The 19788-nt window shown below is 50.9% G+C and carries 17 protein-coding genes and 4 pseudogenes; 1 reads left to right on the top strand and 20 read right to left on the bottom strand.

Translation table 11 applies throughout. The features are described from left to right. Positions 1–124: 124 nt before the first annotated feature. From B5E64_RS12400 to B5E64_RS12370, 7 genes and pseudogenes are all read right to left on the bottom strand, one after another. Positions 125–949: pseudogene (locus B5E64_RS12400) on the bottom strand (DUF87 domain-containing protein); the annotation flags it as partial. Positions 950–1042: 93 nt separating this feature from the next. Beyond that, positions 1043–2974 carry a group II intron reverse transcriptase/maturase gene (gene ltrA / locus B5E64_RS12395; RefSeq protein WP_087168787.1) on the bottom strand — a complete coding sequence of 644 codons (1932 nt, stop codon included), beginning with the start codon at positions 2972–2974 and terminating at the stop codon, positions 1043–1045. Between the two features lie 448 nt (positions 2975–3422). Next, positions 3423–4379 (bottom strand): annotated as a pseudogene (locus tag B5E64_RS12390) (conjugal transfer protein TraE); the annotation flags it as partial. Further along, positions 4336–4791, bottom strand: coding sequence for a PrgI family protein (locus tag B5E64_RS12385; protein WP_002569215.1), 456 nt, complete (start codon positions 4789–4791; stop codon positions 4336–4338). The pseudogene B5E64_RS12390 and the gene B5E64_RS12385, both read right to left, overlap by 44 nt. A 20-nt stretch (positions 4792–4811) precedes the next feature. After that, complete coding sequence (locus B5E64_RS12380) at positions 4812–5681, bottom strand: CD0415/CD1112 family protein (protein WP_002592890.1); 870 nt, start codon at positions 5679–5681, stop codon at positions 4812–4814. A gap of 69 nt (positions 5682–5750) precedes the next feature. After that, positions 5751–5849, bottom strand: a pseudogene (locus tag B5E64_RS18440) (Maff2 family protein); the annotation flags it as partial. 87 nt (positions 5850–5936) lie between these two features. Further along, a complete protein-coding gene (locus tag B5E64_RS12370; protein ID WP_002596236.1) occupies positions 5937–7553 on the bottom strand; it encodes a recombinase family protein in 1617 nt (538 codons plus the stop codon). A 225-nt stretch (positions 7554–7778) separates the two neighbouring features. On the opposite strand from B5E64_RS12370, the gene B5E64_RS12365 reads away from it, so the two are divergent. Next, a complete protein-coding gene (locus B5E64_RS12365) occupies positions 7779–7979 on the top strand; it encodes a hypothetical protein (RefSeq protein ID WP_002596235.1) in 201 nt (66 codons plus the stop codon). 64 nt (positions 7980–8043) lie between these two features. Here the strand turns inward: B5E64_RS12365 and B5E64_RS12360 are convergent, their stop codons facing one another. From B5E64_RS12360 to B5E64_RS12285, 13 genes and pseudogenes are all read right to left on the bottom strand, one after another. After that, entirely contained in the window at positions 8044–8238 is a 195-nt protein-coding gene (locus B5E64_RS12360; protein ID WP_002596234.1) for a transposon-encoded TnpW family protein, read from the bottom strand. Between the two features lie 14 nt (positions 8239–8252). Beyond that, on the bottom strand, positions 8253–9095 hold the full coding sequence (locus tag B5E64_RS12355; protein ID WP_002596233.1) for an ATP-binding protein: 843 nt from the start codon (positions 9093–9095) through the stop codon (positions 8253–8255). Then, positions 9092–9886, bottom strand: coding sequence for a replication initiator protein A (locus tag B5E64_RS12350; RefSeq protein ID WP_006356266.1), 795 nt, complete (start codon positions 9884–9886; stop codon positions 9092–9094). Before B5E64_RS12350 ends, B5E64_RS12355 begins: the two co-directional genes overlap by 4 nt. Positions 9887–9958: 72 nt before the next feature. Then, positions 9959–10345, bottom strand: a complete 387-nt coding sequence (locus B5E64_RS12345) for a cysteine-rich VLP domain-containing protein (RefSeq protein WP_002596231.1) — start codon at positions 10343–10345, stop codon at positions 9959–9961. Further along, positions 10335–11960, bottom strand: a complete 1626-nt coding sequence (locus tag B5E64_RS12340; protein ID WP_002596230.1) for a relaxase/mobilization nuclease domain-containing protein — start codon at positions 11958–11960, stop codon at positions 10335–10337. Before B5E64_RS12340 ends, B5E64_RS12345 begins: the two co-directional genes overlap by 11 nt. Then, positions 11932–12330, bottom strand: a complete 399-nt coding sequence (gene mobC, locus B5E64_RS12335) for a plasmid mobilization relaxosome protein MobC (RefSeq protein ID WP_002596229.1) — start codon at positions 12328–12330, stop codon at positions 11932–11934. The genes B5E64_RS12340 and mobC overlap by 29 nt, the downstream gene beginning before the upstream one ends. 497 nt (positions 12331–12827) lie before the next feature. Next, on the bottom strand, positions 12828–13040 hold the full coding sequence (locus B5E64_RS12325) for a helix-turn-helix domain-containing protein (protein ID WP_002586615.1): 213 nt from the start codon (positions 13038–13040) through the stop codon (positions 12828–12830). Continuing rightward, positions 13033–13455: a sigma-70 family RNA polymerase sigma factor gene (locus B5E64_RS12320; RefSeq protein ID WP_002586616.1), complete on the bottom strand. Its 423-nt coding sequence runs from the start codon at positions 13453–13455 to the stop codon at positions 13033–13035. The genes B5E64_RS12325 and B5E64_RS12320 overlap by 8 nt, the downstream gene beginning before the upstream one ends. A gap of 171 nt (positions 13456–13626) precedes the next feature. Continuing rightward, on the bottom strand, positions 13627–14394 hold the full coding sequence (locus B5E64_RS12310) for a class I SAM-dependent methyltransferase (protein ID WP_002586626.1): 768 nt from the start codon (positions 14392–14394) through the stop codon (positions 13627–13629). 50 nt (positions 14395–14444) lie between these two features. Then, complete coding sequence (tet(W), locus tag B5E64_RS12305; RefSeq protein WP_002586627.1) at positions 14445–16364, bottom strand: tetracycline resistance ribosomal protection protein Tet(W); 1920 nt, start codon at positions 16362–16364, stop codon at positions 14445–14447. Between the two features lie 653 nt (positions 16365–17017). Further along, positions 17018–17146, bottom strand: a pseudogene (locus B5E64_RS12295) (Maff2 family protein); the annotation flags it as partial. Between the two features lie 218 nt (positions 17147–17364). Next, positions 17365–19194 (bottom strand): type IV secretory system conjugative DNA transfer family protein, encoded by a 1830-nt coding sequence (locus tag B5E64_RS12290; RefSeq protein ID WP_087168786.1) that lies wholly within the window; start codon positions 19192–19194, stop codon positions 17365–17367. Next, positions 19191–19691 (bottom strand): PcfB family protein, encoded by a 501-nt coding sequence (locus B5E64_RS12285; protein ID WP_002570687.1) that lies wholly within the window; start codon positions 19689–19691, stop codon positions 19191–19193. Before B5E64_RS12285 ends, B5E64_RS12290 begins: the two co-directional genes overlap by 4 nt. Between the last annotated feature and the right edge of the window lie 97 nt (positions 19692–19788).

The raw sequence follows: 19788 nt of genomic DNA, 5'->3' as shown, positions 1-19788 counted from the left end.
TCTGCCCTCTGTATTTCGGCATAATGTCTACAAATTCAGGTGCGATATTGTTATTACGCCTAAATCCTTCATTGTAAAACTCACACCGCTTTGTTCCACTCTTGGTTTTGTAATCTGCGCCAAAGTCCTGTGAACGGAGCAGGTTATATAGGTCCTCCAGTATGGGCATATTCTCCGGGCGCGGGTCATTGAGATAGGTCTGATAGACCAGACGCACACAACGGTCGATGATGGTTTTCTGCACCGGCTGCAATCCGTCCTTACCGCCCACGATCAGCTCACACAAGCTGAGGATAAAGTCAGACTTGAGCGACAGCGGGCTTTCATCATCCGAGTAGTCCAGATTCAGATCCATCGGATTGATGTAGTTGGTTGAGGTAGGCGAGATCTTGATGACTTGCCCATGCAGACGCTCCACCAGAGGTGCGTACTCTGCTTCCGGGTCACAGATGATGACATCATCATTGGTAAGCAAAAAGCAGTTGGCAATCTCACGCTTGGCGCTGAAAGACTTACCGGAACCCGGCGTACCCAAAATCAAGCCGTTGGGGTTTTTCAGCAGCTTTCGATCCACCATGATGAGGTTGTTGGACAGAGCATTGATGCCGTAGTACAGGGCTTCTTTGCCGTTCTGAAACAGTTCCTGTGTGGTGAACGGTACAAAGATAGCCGTAGAACTGGTGGTCAGCCCTCGCTGGATCTCGATCTGATTGAGTCCCAGAGGCAGACAGCTCATCAGCCCTTCTTCCTGCTGGAAGTCCAGTCTAGTAAGCTGGCAGTTATACTTCTGGGCAATAGAGCCTGCCTGGAAGATGTTGTTGCCAAGCTGACGGGGATTGTCCGCTGTGTTCAGCACCAAAAAGGAGACAAGGAACATTCTCTCGTTTCGGCTCTGCAAATCCTGCAACAGCTTTTTCGCCTCACTGCCGTAGGTGGCAAGGTCAGAGGGAAATAGCGATAGGTAAGCCTTTGAAGTTATCTCCAGCTTTTCCCCCGCTTCACACCGGACATGCGACTTTCACCGCATCCGGCGTTCCATCAATCAAACAGTTTTCTTAGTCTCCTTAGTCATACCATTATGAGAATTATTCGTAAGATTTAGGTTCTCCAAATCAATAGGTTTCCGATTTGCCAGAATTCGCAGTCTGTTTAGCTTCATAAGTTGTGAAGCGTCCAATTTAAGAGCGGAGAGATAAGAACAAATAGTATCCTCATTGACTGCGTGTATCAGTTCGTGTACTGGTGCAAGCACCAATACCAGATTTTCATACTTGTCACTGCCACCATTACCCTTTGGTGTTTTATGGTGACAGTGGATTTCTGAAACACACTGAAATTCCTTTCCCGTTATTGCACATTTCCCCCATTGAGCGGAGAATAGTGAAATACGGTTGTCCGCATATTCCGCACTACGGCGGTATGTAGGCGCTCTCATAAGCTGTAACAGTAAGGAAGTGTTTATCCGTAAATCGTCATGGATTGCACTTCTGCCTGTCGCTGTGTAGGCGCATACTTTTCGCCGCAAATTCATTGGATTTTTGCATTGAACATAGCTTATCGGATAAATCGGTTCTTTGGATTGTGCTATATATCTTAGCTGTTCCGATTTCCCATATCTTTGGAGTTCCATTTTTGTAAGGTCTCGACCTTCTTCTTTTAGTCGGTGCGTTTTTCCAGATTTTAGCCTGTTTTTAAGGACTGTATTAACAGTTCTGCCAATATCACCGCAATCAATGCTGATGTCTGTGGCTAACTGATAATAATTCTGGATTCCCATAACCATTGAGTTAAACAGCCGTACTTCTCCGACCTCTCCACGGTCTTTTCTTGGAAATTTGATGTTCCCGACCTGCTTTGTCAGGTTGGCCTTGACCTTTTTATAGGCTTTATCGCACATGTGCGATTGAACGGCATACTTTTTCCCCTTTTTGTGCAGTCTGATTTTGAATCCGAGAAATTCAGAATAGCTCCGTCTGGTGTCAACAACTCTCGTTTTCTCTGGCGAAACATCAAGACGTAAGCGTTCTTTCAGCCAATGCGTTACCGCAATCAGCGTCCGGTCTGCCTGTTCTTTCGTCCTGCAAAGAATCCGAAAATCATCCGCATATCTGACGATATACATTTCTTTCAACCTTGTATTCCGCATTGCCCGATACGCATGGCTTTGTATCGGACAGCCCGCCGCATTTTCCCTGTAAGAATAGTTTTCCGTTACCGGGTTGCACTGCCACTGGCTTTCTATCCAATGGTCAAGTTCATTTAGAACCACATTTGCCAGCAGTGGGGAAATAATGCCGCCCTGCGGCGTTCCCTTTGCTGGGTGTTCTGTATGGCCATCCGGCATGAGGATTGGTGCTTTGAGAATCCTGCGGATTACATAGAGCAATTCTTTATCCCGAATATTAAGTGACCATAACTGTTTTATCAGCTTTGAATGGTCTACATTGTCAAAGAAGCCCTTAATATCAAACTCCACAACATAGTAAAGTCCTGACCTCTGCATAAGCCTGTAGATTGCCGCTATCGCATTTTCAACCGACCGATTCGGACGGAATCCATAGCTGTTATTGCTAAATCTGGCTTCGCAGAGAGGCTCCATGACTTGCTTGATACATTGCTGTACCAATCTATCCCAGATACAAGGGATTCCCAGAGGTCTGGTACTCCCGTTTGGCTTAGGGATTTCTTTGCGTCTCACGCTTCTTGGGGTGTAGCCGTTTTTACCTCCCTTTACGATTCTACGTACCCTCGCTGTTACTTCGTCAGCGGTAAGTTTACCAATATCAGAAATTTTCAGCTTATCCGTCCCCGGTGTAAAACTCCCGGTATTGGATTTGATGTTCCGATAGGCCAATAGGATATTTTCTCTCGAAAGTATCACATCCATCAGGCCGTCAAAGATTTCTCCGGCTTGACTTCTGGCATACAGCTCATCAAAGGTAGGTCTCCGCTTTAAGCCTGTCAGCCTGAACACGCCTGTAACGTGCTATGGTGTTTCATAACATCAATTTTTACTCCACCACACTGATTAGCGATTAACGCTACCGGCACATTTCTATGCCGTCATGGTATAGACCCTTACATTCGCGGTTTTCGTCAGTCATATTTCAAACATTCTGACCTTGGGTATTTTGTAGACCTCCGGCCTATAGGTAGCACCGTCCACCTCTGGACAGCTTTCGTGGGGCTGGTATTTATCCAGCAATCCATACGGCTACTCTCAGCCGACTTCACCGAGCTTCTGACAAGTCACATTTCTGTTGAAATGCCAGTCGGAGTATTAAGGGGGCGTTTCAGGGCGTTACCCCATCATTCCACCTCTCGGATTGTTAGTTCTCCTAACATTTGAAATTTTCGTTCTTTTGTTAGTGCCTGATTTTGTCCTTCAACCACGAAGGCTTTGTTCAGGAACGAGTCGCACTGATGTCCATATCGTATCCGGCACGGACTGCTTTTTTCTGTTCCTCGATCTTACTGCGATCCAGGTCGGTAATCTTGCGCTTTACCGTCTTAATGGCTTTCACCTGATCCACCGACTGAATGTGCATACTCACAATGAGCGAGCTTTCCATATCCAGAAAATCAGCCAGCAGACGGTCATTCAGCTCCGGTGCGAGAATCTGCAAAAAAGAAACAGCCCCGTATTTCTTGCCCATACGGAACTGCTTGCCGGTGCGGAATTCAAAGGAGCTTGGTGCAATAAAATCTTTCGTGGACAGACCGGAAGGAGCCAGCCAGTCCCATTCAAACTGAAATGGGAGCTGTTCATCCATGTGGAATACCGCATGAAGCTGGGAAAGCCTTTCCTTACCGTCCAGTGTTCTGGCGGCTACACCAAGACGCTTGAAGTTATTGAGTATATCGGTCTCAATACGCTCCAGACGGGGCTTGGCGGCTTTGATGCTGTCAGCGTCGATACCAAAGGTCAGGTATTTGGTCTTGATGAGACCGTTGTTGCCTCTGGCCAGCTGATTTTGCAGCATTGTGGTGTATTCCTCACGGATACTGTCAAAGGCATCCCCCTGGGGTGGGATGGAAATGGAGTTGGCAAAGGTCTCCTCCGATGCCGCAAGGTTCAAAAAAGACAGCTGGAAGTGAATCGAGCTGTCGAAATAATTGAGGAAATCACACCAGCCTTCAAAGATCGCGGTCTTATCTTCATTTTGGGAGAGCTGATAGTTGATGTCCTGAAACTGAATGGTCTTTGTGTAGTGGTTGTCCGATACACGGCAGATCCCGTCCGGCCACATTCGTTCATAGGGGATACTGTCCTGTGCCGATTTTCCTTTTTTGTCCGTGCGATTGGCGCGGGCAATGGCCGCTTCAATCTGCTTCTTATCGGCGCGGGACAGCTTTTTCTTTGTCTTTACCGGCTGCACGGTCTTTTCTTCCGGTTTTCCCAGCAGACGGCGCAGCCAGCTTTTCATTGCGGTGAACAATGTCATACACCTCCTTATCGAGCATTTCCTGCCGCTTTAATACGGCATAAAAGTTATTGGTCTGGTAGGGACGCTGCTTGGGACGGATCACAGCCACTTTTAGGATGTTGCCGACGATCTTTTCCAGGCCCTGCCCATGCTTTTCATACATTGCCAGCAGGAAGAAGGGCATCATGACCAGCATCATACACATGGCGGCCATGCTGTTTCCCGCAGGCTCACGGAGTAAAAAGAACAGCGGTACGCCTACAAGCGCCCCGGCGGTAAAGCAGACCAGCTGCCTTCGGGTCAGATTGAACATGACCTTGGTTTTGACTTTGGTTAAATCTTTGGGTACGGGTACATAAGCCAATGTGGAAACCTCCTTCCGTTTTAATGCGCCTGAAAGACTGATTTTGCGAGACTGCCGGTTTTGAACAGCGTAAAGCACAGCAGTACGGTGTAGCCCACGCAGCTCCAGATCGCCATGATGATGTCATCTTCCAGAGCGATGTTCTGCACCAGCACAGCATAAATTGCCACGCAGACGATGATGAGAAACGCCTGAAAGCCCAGCGCCAGCAGAGAACGGAGGTAGTTCTGTCCCATACCGCCCCATTCCTTGCCCATCATGGCAGCCATTGGAACGGGAGCCACCGAAGTCACAAGGTAAATCTCGATCATACGGCCATAAATGACGATAAAGATACAGATATACAGCGCCCACATGGTAATGCCGATAAAGAGGGATTGAAACCAAAGCCCGAACAGCGGTCCCAGATCCATTTCCATTAGCCTCGGTTCCAGATCGGTCATAACTGAGGAAATGTCAATGGACGCATCCGAACCGATGATCCCTGCCGCCTGTGCCACCACGCTCTGCGCCATATCAAAGACGCCCATCACGATATTCCATGTGTTTGTGACAATGAGGATTGCAGCGGCTGATTTGAACACCCACTTGAAAATCATCCAGGTATCCACATCATGCAGGTTGTTCTTGTCTGCGATCATCTGGATCAGGTCTACGGTCATCACAATAGCCAGGATCACGCCTGCAATCGGCACCATGATGGAGTTGGACAGATTCTCAATCATGCTGAAAATACTGCCATTCCATCCCTGTGGGGTCTGTCCTACCTGTACGGATATATCCGCGACCTGTTGGTTTACGCTGTCAAACATCCCCGAAAGGTTGCTCATAATACCGCCCACCAGCATTTCTTTCAGCCAATTTGTCAGGGCTTCAAGTAAGAAATCCATACGGTGTCAACCTCCTTTCCGCCGCCCCCGCAAAACTGCGGGAGCGGCAAGGATTTCATACAGGGACGCTTAGACAGAGAAAAGCCCGGAGAGCAGAGGTACAAGAACCATGCCGACTACGGCTACACCAGCACCGGCCATGAGCTGCTTCATGCCCTGGCTCTTTGCTTATGTGTGATAAAGAAGCAATAGAAGTGCAAAAAATTTTGCCGTTCCTATCCGACACTTGGCCATTGTGTCGGATAGGTCGGGCGGTTATTCGGGCAAGTCAATCTTGCCGACAAAGCTGTAATAAATCTCAATGTCCTGCCTGCGGGTGCCGTTCTCATCATAGCTGCACTCATGCACCACAATTTTCTCGATCATTTCCCGCAAGAGAGTGGGGGTCAGTTCTTCAAAGGCAAGGTGCTTGCGGACAATGCCCATAAATTTCTCGGCGTTGACGGTAGCTGCCTGTGACTTGTCCAGTTCGGCTTGCAGGGCGGCGGCTCTCTTTTTCAGCTCCGCTTGCTCGGCTTCGTAGTCAGCCGACAGTTCCATGAAACGCTCATCGCTGATTTTGCCGTTTACATTGTCCTCATACAGCCGCTTGATAATGCGGCTGATTTCAGAAATGCGTTCCTGCGCCTGTTCAAGCTGCTTGATGGCTGCGGCGGTCTTTCGCTTGCCGCCGATCTCGTTCTGCTGGACAAGTAGTTTCACAAACCGGCTCTCATGCTTGGCTGCGTATTCGGTCACTTGCCGGAGATTTGCCAGGACACCAGCGGTCAACAGATCGGTGCGGATAAAGTGCGCCGTACAGTTGCGGGTGCGCTTCTTGTAGCTGCCGCAGATGTAGCAGTCCTGTTTGCGGTCTTTGTTCTGATACCGCTGCTGATACAGCACATGGCCGCAGTCGGCGCAGAACAAAATCCCGGAGAACAGCCCCACTTCATCGTAGCGGTTCGGGCGTTTGCGCTGTTTGCGTAACTCCTGCACCCGTTCCCATGTTTCCTTGTCGATGATCGGCTCATGGTGGTTCTCGAAAATGGCCTGCTTCTCGACGGGGTTCTCTATGCTGTGCTTGACCTTATAAGAAGGCTTTTCCGTTTTGAAGTTCACCAGACATCCGGTGTACTCTCGGTTTTCGAGGATATGAACGACGGTGTTGGTCGCCCATTTGCACTCATAGCCTGGGTGATAACGGCGGGTGCTGCCTGTCCGCTGATATTCCAGCGTCCCCGGCGTGGGGATTTGCTGCTCCGTCAGCATACGGGCAATCTTGGTCGGGCCGTTCCCGGCAAGGCAAAGCTGGTAAATCTGCTGCACCACCGGGGCGGCTTCCTCGTCTATAATAAAATTCTCGTCCTCGTCCATCACATAGCCGTAAACCGGCTTGCTGGTAACAGGCTTGCCGCTCATGCCTTTTGACTTTTTCACTGCCTTGATTTTCTTGCTCGTATCTCTCACCAGCCATTCATTGAACAGATTTCGCAGCGGGGTAAAATCGTTGTCCATGCCCTCGCTGGCACTGTCCACATTATCGTTGACAGCGATAAAACGCACACCCTTTTGAGGGAACAGCATTTCCGTGTAAAACCCTACCTGCAAGTAGTTTCGCCCTAACCGGCTCATGTCCTTGACGATGACCGTACCCACTTTCCCGGCTTCAATGTCCGCAAGCATGGCTTGAAATCCGGGCCGCTGGAAGTTCGCGCCGGAAAAACCGTCGTCGGTGTACCAGCGCAGATTGGTAAAGCCGTTCTGTTTTGCGTAGGTTTCGAGTATCCTTTTTTGGTTCGATATGGAATTACTCTCGCCTTGCAATTCATCCTCGTGGGACAATCTCGGATAAAGGGCGGTAATGAGGTTTTGGGTGGCTTGTCTTAACATAAAATCCTCCGTTTCCGACAGCCAGCCCCACTATTCCGTGGTTTCATTGTACCACGGAACGGCGGGGGCTGTACAGCGGCAAAAGCGTTAAATTTGCTTCTTTACAGCTTTTCAATTTTCCGATTTTTATGGTATGGGTTGTCGTCCCATATTTGCAGTAGAAAAGTTCATAACTCCGTGGTATACTCTGATTTAACAAAAAAATCAGAAGTTAAAGGAGAAAACATGAAGTATACAATAGATGAATTAACCGCGGCCAAAAGGCAAATTGATTCAACTCTGCACAAGCTAAGAGAAACAGTAAAAACATTTGAATCAAAGGATAATTCCGAGCGTTATAAATCACAAATCACATTGGCAAAGAGAAGAATAAAAGCCTTTGAAATTGCAAATTATTTTATAGAGAATGAGATTAAGAATTGCTAAAGCACTTCCGATTTTCGTTCCAGCGGTCATGCTCCCTGGCATGGCCGCTTTTCCATGCCCCGGTTCACGCCGGATAAGTCGGCTCCTGTGTAGCAGCGGCTTCCGCTTCCAGTACCCGCGCCATTTTGTCGGCGGCTGTGGTTGTGGTGTCTTTCTTGAAATAGCCGGACACGACAAGGACGGAATTGCCCATGCGGATTTCCGTCACACAGTCAGGGCGGCGGGTGGTGCGGGTGTCGTGCTGCTTGTTATCTGCCATAGGCAATACTCCTTTCAGTCGGTAATCAGTTTCTTCATGCTCTCCATTTTCCGCTTGGCGGTTTCCTGCCGGAAGTTGTCGCCGGTAAAGCGTACCGGGACGCACATGGAAAGCAGGCGGTCATAAATCCGGGAATGGGCGGTGTCCTCCGGGTTGTGCAGGTCGTCCAGCGTAAGGTTGGTCGTGACGATCAGCGGCTTGCCGCTGCGGTAACGGCTGTCAATCACATTGAACACCTGTTCCAGCCCGTATTCCGTCCCGCGTTCCATGCCGAAGTCGTCAAGGATCAGCAGCGGATAACGACAAAGGCGGGAAATGTACTCGTTGCGCCCCTCAAAGCTGGCGGCAAGGTCATTGAGGATAAGAGCAAAGTTCGTCATGCGGACGGGGATTTCTTTCTCCATGAGGGCGTTTGCGATACAGCCTGCAAGGTAGCTTTTGCCGGTGCCTACGCCGCCCCAGAACAGGCAGCCGATATTGTCTGTCCGCATATCTTCCCAATGCTCCACATACCGGCGGGCAAGCCCGGTCTGCGGGTTCCTGCCGTTGTCGTTCTCGAAAGTCCAGTCCCGCATGGTGGGGTCGGTAAAGCCCCGGCGTTTCAGTTCTTCCACGGTGTCAAGGTGTCTGCGCCGCTTTTCGGCGGCTTCCCGTTCCTCGCGGGCGGTTCTCTGGCAGTCGCACTCTGCCGGGTGGCGGTCGCGCCCGAAGATAGCGGCCTTATCCGGCGCAAAATAGGCTTCTTTCGGCTTGCGGCACTTGCCGCAGTACAGTAAACCGTCCTCGCCGGTGTAGTCCTCCGGCTCCGGGATGGTGGTCGTCATATTCTCCAAAACCGCGTTGATTTCATTCTTCATAAACTCTCGCCCTCCTTGCATGAGTAGTCTGGTATGCCCTTTTTAGGGGCTTCCTTTTTGTCGTTCCCCGCCCATATCCGCAGGGCGGCGGCATAGTTCTGGTAGCTTTTCCCGTTGGCGGCAAGGTAGCGGCTCATTTCCTCGATGAACCGTTCCAGCCTGTCAGGGTACTCTGCCTGCAACTCGTCGTATTCGGTCTGTGACAGAAAAATATTTCCATATCGGCCATAGGGCGCGGACGGCCCCCCACTCACTCCCTTTGTTTGGCTCTCTGTAAGGTTGTTTATAGTAGTTTGGTTAGGGGACGGTTTTCCGACCATCATAAGGTCGGTTTTCTGACCATCAGTAGGACGGTTTTCCGGCTCTATGAGGGGCGGACTTCCGGCCATCAGTTGGTCTGAAAACTGTACCTGTGGCACTGGCGGTACTTTGACATAAAGCCGGTTCGGTGCGGAGAAGCCGCCCCGTTCCCGTTCCAACAGCCCCGCCGTGTCCAGTTCATTAAGCGCCCCCTTGATGGTGGTGCTGCCTTTATCCAGTATTTCTGCTATCTCCGCGATGGGATAGATAATATAAATCCTGCCCTCGTCGTCCAGCCACTTGTTTTTCTGGGAGAGGGTGGAACGGTCTAACAGCAGCGAATACAGCAGCTTGGCGGTCTGTGAAATCTCCATTTTCAGCAGGAAACGGGGATACGGCAGATAGGCGGGCAGCCGCGTGTCTGCCCTGATATAATCAGCGATAGGATCACCTCCCTGTGTTCGGGTTGATTTTGGCGTATTGTCACGCATTAAAACGCCGTTTCCGGGGGAAAAGGATAAATGTATCGCGTACCCTTTGACACCCACGAAAAAAGCCTTGATTTATGCGGGTTTGAAAGGCTCTAAAGCGTGACATCTCTGCCTTTGTTTCCGCTTTCTCTCGGCGGCTTTGATTTTCTTCATGCGCCCGGCGCAGTCGGGGCAGTATTTTCCCCGGTTGGATTTGGGGACAAAGGCCGCCCCGCAGACGGCACACCGTTTCCGGCTTCCCCGGCACAAGAGGGCTGCGGCCAGCTCCCCGTCAAGGGGCAGGACAGCCACACGGAACCAGTGGCACATGAGGGAAAAGGAAATGCTCTGGACGCACACGCAAGGCTCCCCGTCGTCCAATAGCAGGCAGTTCCCCTCATCGTAGTTACAGCACTCATGTACCAGCCGCCGCGCCCGCCGGTGCTGGCGGTAGTCCATGTGGGGCAGGTTATCGCTCATGGCTCTGCTCCTTTCTGCGGTGCGGCTCGTCCCGGCGCAAAATCTGGTCGATGTTCCGCTTGACGGTCTGCAACTCCTTGAACCGCTGTTTCTGTTCGTGATAGGTGTTATACAGGCCGTCTTTCTCGGAGATAAGCTGCTCGATCTCGGCCTGCAACGCTTTCCGGGCGGGCAGCTTGGTAATGCCATGCGCCTTGAAATACCGGGCTGCTGCGTCGGCTATGATAAAATCGCTCTCATGGGCCTGCCGGTATGCGGCGCGGGCTTTCTCGGATTTCTGTGCCCGCAGCCCGTCGCGGGCGGCCTTGGTCTGGGCGTAGGCCAACACCTGCCGCTGCAACTTCTTTTTCCCTTGCAGCTTCGTTTCCAGTGCTTTCAGTTCGCCGCTGGTCTGGCGCATTTTCTGATAGGCGGTGTCAACGGCGGCTTCTAACTGCTCCGGGGAAGTAAAGCCGTATTGCTGGTAGACGGACAGCGTTTTGGCGGCCTGCTTCAGATTGTGTATCTTCGCCCAGCGTTCATAGCCCCGGCCTTTGCCCTCGGCCATTTTCTGCTCAATGTCCACAAGCCGCTGCACTCCGTCCTGTTTCGGGGCGGCTATCTCGGCTCTGGCAACCTGCAAGCGGTCTTTTATGGTGCGTGGGGGATCGGGGGATCTGGCTGGCGCTTCGGCTGCTCTGGCGGCGTTTTGCTCTAAAACGGCAAAGACAGCGGCGCGGTCAAAATCGTCGCCCAGCTTCCGGGCGGTAATTGGCTTTGTCCTGTCCGGCGTGAGGTAGGAAAGCCGCCCCCGGCTCTCCTTGACGGTCACACCCTCCTGCAGCAACAGAGAGGAAAACTCGTCAAAGCTGGCGGCGGTGGCAAGGGCTTTCCGTAGGGTCTGCCGCAGCTTCTCCTTGTTCGTTTCAAACTTGGTCTGCCGGGGCGTGATACTATCGGCAATCATGGGGGCGTTCTGCTTGTCCAGCGCGGCCTGTCCCTTTTTCTGCGCCCAATACTCCCGGTCGGTGACGCGGTTCTTGCTGCCGTTCAAGAGGTCGATTTGATAAAGCCCCTCCCGGTGGCACATCTCCATGACTTCGGATTTGAAGTAGCGCAGGGCAGCGTCGGTACATCGGTGCTTGCAGCCGACTTTCGTATCGGCCGGCCTGTCCATGTAGGGCAGGAACGGCACTTCCTCAATCCGCAGGCTGTTTATGACGATATGCACATGAATGTTGCCGCTGTGGTTATGCCCGTCCGGGTGGGTGCAGACAAGGGCCTGGTGGCCGGGAAAATGCTCTTTACAGAATTGTTCCCCCAACGCCTGCGCCCGGTCTACGGTCAGGCCGTTGTCCGGCCCGTCCCGCGGGTCAAAGCTGATGATGTAGTGGTGGCTTTTCACATCTTCCCGCCGCTGGTTTTTCTGATAGCGGAGATTGGCCCGCATACACGCAACGGCAAAATCCTCCCCGTCGCAGTTCAGCGTGGACAGCCGGTAGTCCTCGCGGGGGATAAGCCTGCCGGTTTCATCAAGGACGGGCTTCATGGTAAACTCGTCATGCTCAAAGAGAAGATATTGCTCGGCGGCTCCGTAGTCGGCGTTTTTAGAGTTGATATGCTTGAGTGTTGCCAACCGCGTCACCTACTTTCTTGAGGACTTCATACTTGAGGACGGCAAGGTCGGATATGGCGGCGCGTACCTCGCCGGAAAGGGTGTTGTAGGGTACGCCGTATTCGTTCAGATACCGGGCAATCTGATTGAGGTTGCCGCCGATCCTGCCGTACTCGGCTGTCAGCTTCCCGACAGCGGAAAGCAACTCGTCATTGACCGACGACACATGGACAACCGGGCGTATGGTCGCCCGCCGTATCGCCTGCCGGAGAAATTCGGACTGGCTGATACCATAGGGCGCAAGCCGCGCTGTGAAGTCGGCATACTCATCTTCGGACAGCCGGGTTTTCACAACGCGGCTGCGGTGGGGCGTGTTGTATTTCTTTCGCATGGTGTGACCTCCTTTCTCGCCCGTAAGGGCGCATGAGCAGGGTTTGGGGAAGGCACTCCCCAACAAGTTTCCCGCGAGGGGCAAAACTGCAGAATTGCGGATTTTGGCACCGTGGTAGAAACTTGCTCTCCGTGACTGCAAACTTTCTCTCACTTCCGTCCGCCACTTTTTTGGAAAACTGCAACCACAAAAGTTTGTTTCTCTTTTTCTGCTACTACTAATCCTGTAAAGGGCATTCCTGCCCGCTTTCGCTAAAATGACACCGGACGCAGTGGTTTCTACCCGGTGTTGGAGAAATCCTTTCTCTTTGCCCTCTACTACGGGTAAATGCTCCAAATGCCAAACACCAGGGCAGAAAAATTCCCTCCTCGCTTACTACTACAACCGGCAGGGGGCAAAATGGCCGGGAGCGGAGCCGGACAACAAAAAAAGCAGTAAATCTTTTTCAAGACTTACTGCTTTCGCTGGCCGCGTCGGTGGCGGCTGGTATTCAGTTTTTATGACTTGTCCGGTGGTTCGTCAAGCCGGAACTTGAATTGACAGTCAATTAACCGCTGCTTTACATAGTCCTCCACCTCGGCGTTGACCTGCCCGTTCACTTTTGAGAAATAGCGGATATATCCGGCGTAGTGGAGCAGGACAGCGTTCACGGCTTCTGGGTCGCCCTCACGGGCTTTGAGGATTGTTTCATAGGGGAGAAGTCTACTCATACCGGCTCACCCCCATTTCTTCGCGTAGCCGCTGCAAGGCAAGCTGGATATGCCGCCCCGCTGTGCTGCGTGACCGGCCAATACACGCGCCGATCACGCGCTGCGGCTGGCGCAGAAAGTAATAGCGCAGGATTTCTTCCCGCGTCTGCTCCGGCAAAACAGAGATCGCGTCGGCAAGGGCGGCGTTGCAGAGCAGGACGGTCTGACCGCAGACGGTAAATGGGTATTCCTCGTCCGGCTCCGACGCGGCAAACTGGACAAACTTCTCGTTCATCAGATAGTCAAGGGAAACTTGCCGTTCCCATTGCCGTTTAAGCTTCAAAATCTTGTCCAAGGCGGCACAGCGGATAACAGTCTTGCAAAAGGCGTTGTACCTGCGCTGGATATATTCTTGATAGGCTATCTGGTCGGTCATGGAAATTCCCCTTTCTGAATAATAGTGCGGGGCGGTGGCACTTCTTGCTGTCGCCCCTTGATTGCCTACCAGCAAAGGCGGGCGGGGCTGTCAACGGCTGCGCATATGCGCCGTTCATCTTGACCGTTGACTGGCTCGGCTGGGTTTGCTATTTACCCGACAAACTTGAATTTATTTTAAGCTATCACGTTTTACCTTCTTAAGCCTTACTATCATTACCATAGGAATTTCTTTGTTGGTTTTAAAACATTCTTCATAAAATCCATCAATGACAAATCCAGCTCTAAAACAAAGGTTAAAAATATCTTGTATGGAACGATGATAATAAATCTGCTCTTTCGGTTGCCCTTCAATCGCTATATCATAGTAACTGTGCGGTGTCATATATTTTTCAGTCAACGTGACAAAACAAGGGTGTTGCGTTGCAAAGACAAAAATTCCGCTTTCCTGCAACAGTTCATAAACAGCCATAAGAAGTGGTTCAATATCCGTAATATCCATAATTGCCATATTAGAAACTGCTTTCGTAAAGGCTCGATTTCTTTTTAATTCTAATATACTTTTTCTATCGGTCGCATCCGCCACACAAAATTCAATTTGTTTTGCATATTGTGATTGCCGTCTTTTAGCCAATTCTATCATTTTTTTGCTGTAATCAAAAGCGACAACCGAAGCGCCTCTTTGTGCAAGATACGAAGAATAATTTCCATTGCCACACGCAATATCCAAAATGTAATCCGCAGGATTAGGAGATAGAAGTTCCGTTACTTTGGGACGCACTACCTCTCTGTGAAATTCATTAGATTCGTCACCCATTGCATTATCCCAAAATTGTGCGTTCTCCTCCCAGATTTTTTTACTTTCCTCTGTTCCCATGTTCTCTCCCACTCCCCAAATTTGCTTTTTTGCTTCCATTAAATCTTCCTTACTATATTCCATTGTTACCCTCCATAACTTCTGATTGTTGCCGTCTTGACGATTATGTATCTTTACATTACCTTCTGAAACATATGGCGCACCTTGTCCAGGCGGCTGTTTGGACGGCGGGGCTGGATGACCGGCTGACCGACAGCGGCCTGATATCCTTTCAGCTCTGTAAGGCATACGCTCCGCCCGTTGGTGTAAAAGGCCAGATCAGTACGGTATGCCTGTATACAGCGGGCGGGAATCTCGCCAGTAAAGACAACTTCATCCTTTTTTACCTGGGCCGTTTCGATGGTGGCACAGTATTTCGGTGCATCATGATAAGCCCTGGAAAGGTATTCCTGGGGCGCATAGAGGATGAAGGAGAGATAAGGTTCCAGCAGCTGCGTCCCCGATTCCTTCAATGCCTGTTCCAATACAATCGGGGCCAATGAGCGGAAGTCCGCCGGCGTGCTGACCGGACTGTAATAAAGCCCGTATTCAAAGCAAATCTTACAGTCCGTTACGTTCCAGCCGAACAAGCCCTGCTCCAGCCCGTAACGGATACCATCCCTGACAGCGTTTTGAAAACTCTGGTTCAAGTATCCCAGCGAAACCCGGCTCTCGTATTGTACACCGGAGCCAAGCGAGAGTGGTGTAACAGACAGTCCTATGGATGCCCAAAACGGGTTGGGCGGCACCTCGATATGGATGGTGTGGCTGGCTGCTTTGAGCGGCCGCTCCATATAAATGACGGAGGGTTCCTTTACCACTGTTTCAAGCTTGTATTTTTCCGACAGCAAAGCGGAAACAACCTCCAACTGCACCCGGCCCAAAAAAGAAAGAATGATCTCATGGGTGATGGAATCCACTTCGCAACGCAAAAGCGGGTCAGTATCCGCAAGTTGCGTAAGAGCGTCCAGCAGCCGTTCTCTTTGCGCTGCCGTTTTCGGCGCAATCGTCGTCCGCAGCATGGGGAGGGGGTCCTCGCGCCACCTTTTACGAGGGAGCCGGGTTTGGTCCCCTAATACATCGTTTAACCTCACGCTGTCGCTGGGAAGGATAACAATTTCACCCTGATAAGCGGTGTCTGTCCGAACAATTTCCCCTTTGGATGGAATACGCATCTCTGTGATTTTCAGCTTTTCTCTCCCGGCCAGGGCCACCGTATCCCGCAGGCGCAGCGTTCCGCTGTATAACCGTAGATAGACACGCCGCTGGCCGCAATCGGTGTACTCAACCTTGAAAACGCTGCCGCATAGGGCGGCGCCCCCCTGTTCCCCAATCGGTTGGAACAGCCCTGTCACCGCATCCATCAACGGTTGAATGCCAAGGCCATTTTTGGCGCTGCCATGATAGACTGGGAACAGGGAGGCGTCTTGAACCCGCTGCTGTTCCTCCCGCGCAAGTTTTTCCCGGCTGATTGGTTCTCCTGCGATATACTTTTCCAATAATTCATCGTTATTTTCGATGACCGCATCCCATGCTTCTATGTCGGTATTTTCCTCCAGGACTATTTCCGGGGACAGCGACACCGTCTGCTTGATGATAATATCGGCGGAGAGCTTATCCCGAACAGACTGAACCACGCTCTGCAAATCAACGCCAGCCTGGTCGATCTTGTTGATAAAGATAACGGTGGGAATGTTCATTTTCCGCAGGGCATGGAACAGAATACGGGTCTGGGCCTGCACGCCATCTTTAGCGGAGATCACCAAGATGGCCCCATCTAAAACAGCCAAAGAGCGGTACACCTCCGCCAAAAAATCCATGTGGCCGGGCGTATCCACAATGTTAACTTTACATCTGTGCCACTGGAAGGAAGTGACTGCCGCTTGAATGGTAATCCCACGCTGCCGCTCCAAAAACATGGTGTCCGTCCTCGTTGTCCCTTTTTCGACGCTCCCCGGTTCTGAAATGGCTCCGCTGGCATATAGCAGGCTCTCCGTCAAGGTCGTCTTTCCAGCGTCTACATGGGCAAGAATGCCAATATTGATTATTTTCATGTGATTGTCCTCCTTTTACAGCCCGAAAGGGCACAAAAATCCCCAGCAGTAAAATACTTTTACCACTGGGGATTATAATTTGCGGACATACACATATACAGCATACACCTATTTGTGACTGCTGTTTTTTTGGATATGTCAAAATTGATAAGGCAAAAGTATTCTTAAATTGGGTACAAAAAATCAAGCCCCCACAAAAGGAACTATCATAATCCTTTGTTCCCACTATTTGATTATAGTTTTATTTAAGAATACCTTGCCGCATATTTTTTACTCCTTTTCTAGAATGAAGCTATTATATCACATCAGTTTTAGGAAAGCAAGTACCTAAAAGAAATTTTTCTTCCCCTTATATGTAACAATCATACCGGCTTCCTAGCGTTCAGAATGTTTTCTGCTGTCTGCTGTGGTGTTTGGTTGGAATTGTCCAACCAAAAGCCGATCCGTGGTGTTGTCTGCATTTTACTAAATACAAATTCAATGTATACAGAAAGATATAAGGAGTGGGAGGGATTCCGCCGTAGTTGGCATTGTAGGAAAATCCAAAAGTTTAGATTTTCCCACAATGCTTATCTTTTGGTCTTTGGTTCGGAATAGTGTAGTGCTGGCGGTCTATCTCTTGTTTTCGGTTGCTTGCTTCCTTACCGTACATGAGCATTTGCGCCGGGGTTGTCGTTGCCGTAACCTTCCAGCAGGTTGATAACGCCCCAGATACCGAGACCGGCACCGAGCGCGATAACGAGGGTCTGAAGAACGGTGATTGCCTGTTCAAAAAATGCCATATAGTTTGTTAGCCGGAATCTGATTAAAAAATAGGTTTGTCATGTTTCATAGGCATACAAAAGCCGGAACAATCTGTCGCCCGGTTTCCGGGGGCATGATTCCGGCTGTCCTCCTTTTTCATTATTTTTTCTTGCGATTGTCCGCTTTGTACGCCAATGGCCCGTAGAGGGCAGGTGCGGCGAATAGATAAGATCACTCCCTTCAAAAGCGAACAGTGTTAAGCGCCCTTTGTGTCTACTTCATAGACATCGCAGACCTCATTGGGCTTGAGTTTCAGCCTTGCGGACAGGAATGCTTCAATGTCAAAAGCGTTCTTATCGTCCGCGTCGGCAGTGTACTTGAAATTGGGGTGCTTGGTAATGTCGTACTTATCCGAAAGGAAAGGCCGCACACCACGCAGCTGGAGGATACACTTGCCGCCATCCATAACAGCAAGCTCATCCTGGCTCATCAGCTCTTTCCCCAATTTTTGATAGTTGAGAGAGTGGGAGGTTTCCCGGCCACGGCTCTCTCCGGTGTTGTAGGTGTCGATGGTTTCCTTGCCCAGCACGGCAGCCAGCTCCTTGAGGGTGGTCGGCTCCTTACCGCCCAGGAAGATGGAAGTATCCATGTTGCCGATGATGGTATCCGCATTATCCTTATAGATCGCCTTGAGCTGACTCTGCGCCTGCAACACCAGACAGGCGGAGATCTCACGGCTTCGGATGGTGGCCACCAGCTTTTCCAGACGAGGAATCTGCCCGATATTGGCGGCTTCATCAATGAGACAGCGCACATGGACTGGAAGCCTGCCGCCATACACATCGTCCGCCTTTTCGCAGAGCAGATTAAACAGCTGGGTGTAGCACATAGAGATTAGGAAGTTAAAGCTATCGTCCGTATCACTCATGATGAGGAACAGAGCAGTTTTCCGGTCTCCCAGAGTGTCCAGTTCCAGCTCATCATAGGCTGTGACCTCACGCAGCTCTGCAATGTCGAATACCGCAAGGCGCGCACCACAGGAAATCAGGATCGACTTGGCTGTTTTTCCGGCGGCCAGCTTATATTTCTTATACTGGCGCACCGCAAAGTGGTTTGGCTTCTCGGCTTCCAGTGCATCAAACATCAGATCCACGGGGTTTTTGAACTCCTCGTCATCCTCACGGACTTCCATGGCGTTGATGAACTCAATGAGGGTGGAGAAGTTCTGCTCCTCCACCGGAGCCTCATAGTGGATATAGCCAATCAGCGCGCAGTACAGCAAGGTTTCTGCTTTTACCCAAAAATCGTCCCCGGCCTTGCCTTCGCCTTTGGTATTGGCGATCAGCGTTGTGACCAGCTTCAAGATGTCCTTTTCACTATGGATATAGGTGAAAGGGTTATAGTGCATTGATTTTCGGAAGTTGATGGTATTGAGGACCTTGATGCGGTACGGCTCATAAATGACCTTGCCGTGCTTATCCTTCATAGGCTTTCCGTCCTTTCCCAGTTTGGGTGCGCCCCTTTGGAGCATTTTCCCGCACTCCACCAAAATGGTTCCCTTCGGGTCTGTGACCACATAAGAACTGTGCATCTGCATCAGATTTGGTTTGAGCCAGAAACGGGTCTTACCGGAACCGGAGCCGCCGATCACCAGCACATTTTTGTTTCTGGCGGTCTTTGGGTCCTTGGGTCGGCTGTTCATGGTCAGGCTTTCGGTTTTTGTGAGAATGACATTGTTCTGGAACACCGGGTCGATGTAGGGAGCAATATCCTCACGGGTTCCCCAACGGGCAGAACCATACTCCATGCCGTGACGGTACTTCTTGGCGTTTTTACTTTTGAGATACACCGCCAGACGCAGGCCGGCACCGCAGCACAGCCCCACCAGCAGATCCAACGGGTGCAGGCTGGGCCAGAAACTTTGCAGCGCCCCAGGCAGGACAGCAAACAGGGAAAGGAATTTCTCTGAAGCATTTGCCCCCTGAGCCAGTCGCCATGCCTCCCCGAAATTAGTAGCAAACAGCCCCATTAGGAGATAGGGCAGGTTCAGCAAAACGAGCTTTTTGATGTCAAACTGCTTTTTCATCGTTCCAGCTCCTTTCGCTTGGTGCGGTCCACCACGGCATTTTTGACCATCTCTTTGAACTGACTGAGTTTTGCCAGCACAGACGGGCGTTCCGTTTTCTCGGCCTTCTTGACCTTTTTGCTGGTGTACTCGGTAAATGCAGCGGTCAGCGCATCGGCGTCACGGCCTTTGAAAAAGATCAGGTACTTGGGCGGGGAGCTGCTGCGGTCTTTCTTCACCGCATAATCCACACCATATTTCCGGGCGATCTTCTCAAATTCCTTGATGGAAGGGTCTGTGATCTCGATATTGGAAATCCCCTGATTCTGACCAATGAGCTGCTTGACGGTCTGTTTTCCGTGGGGTGTCACAGGAGCGTCACGGCTTCTCTGCTTTTGCAGCTTCTTTTCCTTGCAGTGGGCCATGTACTTGCTGATGGCGGCTTTGAGCAGTCTGCCGGTGAACTTTGTTCCACTGACAACCAGCGTTAAAGTTCTGTTTTCCACTTCTTCCTGCATTTTCATCGCCTCCTATTACAATAAATTTGGACAGGAAAGCCGGGCAGCCAGTCCGGCTTTCCCTCCATCTCGAGCCTAAGCTACAATAAGGGGAGCA

The organism is Drancourtella sp. An12 (genome assembly GCF_002160935.1).
Classification (GTDB): domain Bacteria; phylum Bacillota; class Clostridia; order Lachnospirales; family Lachnospiraceae; genus Sellimonas; species Sellimonas catena.
Note: the sequence above shows the minus strand (reverse complement) of the source record. Positions and strands in the feature narration are given on the sequence as shown.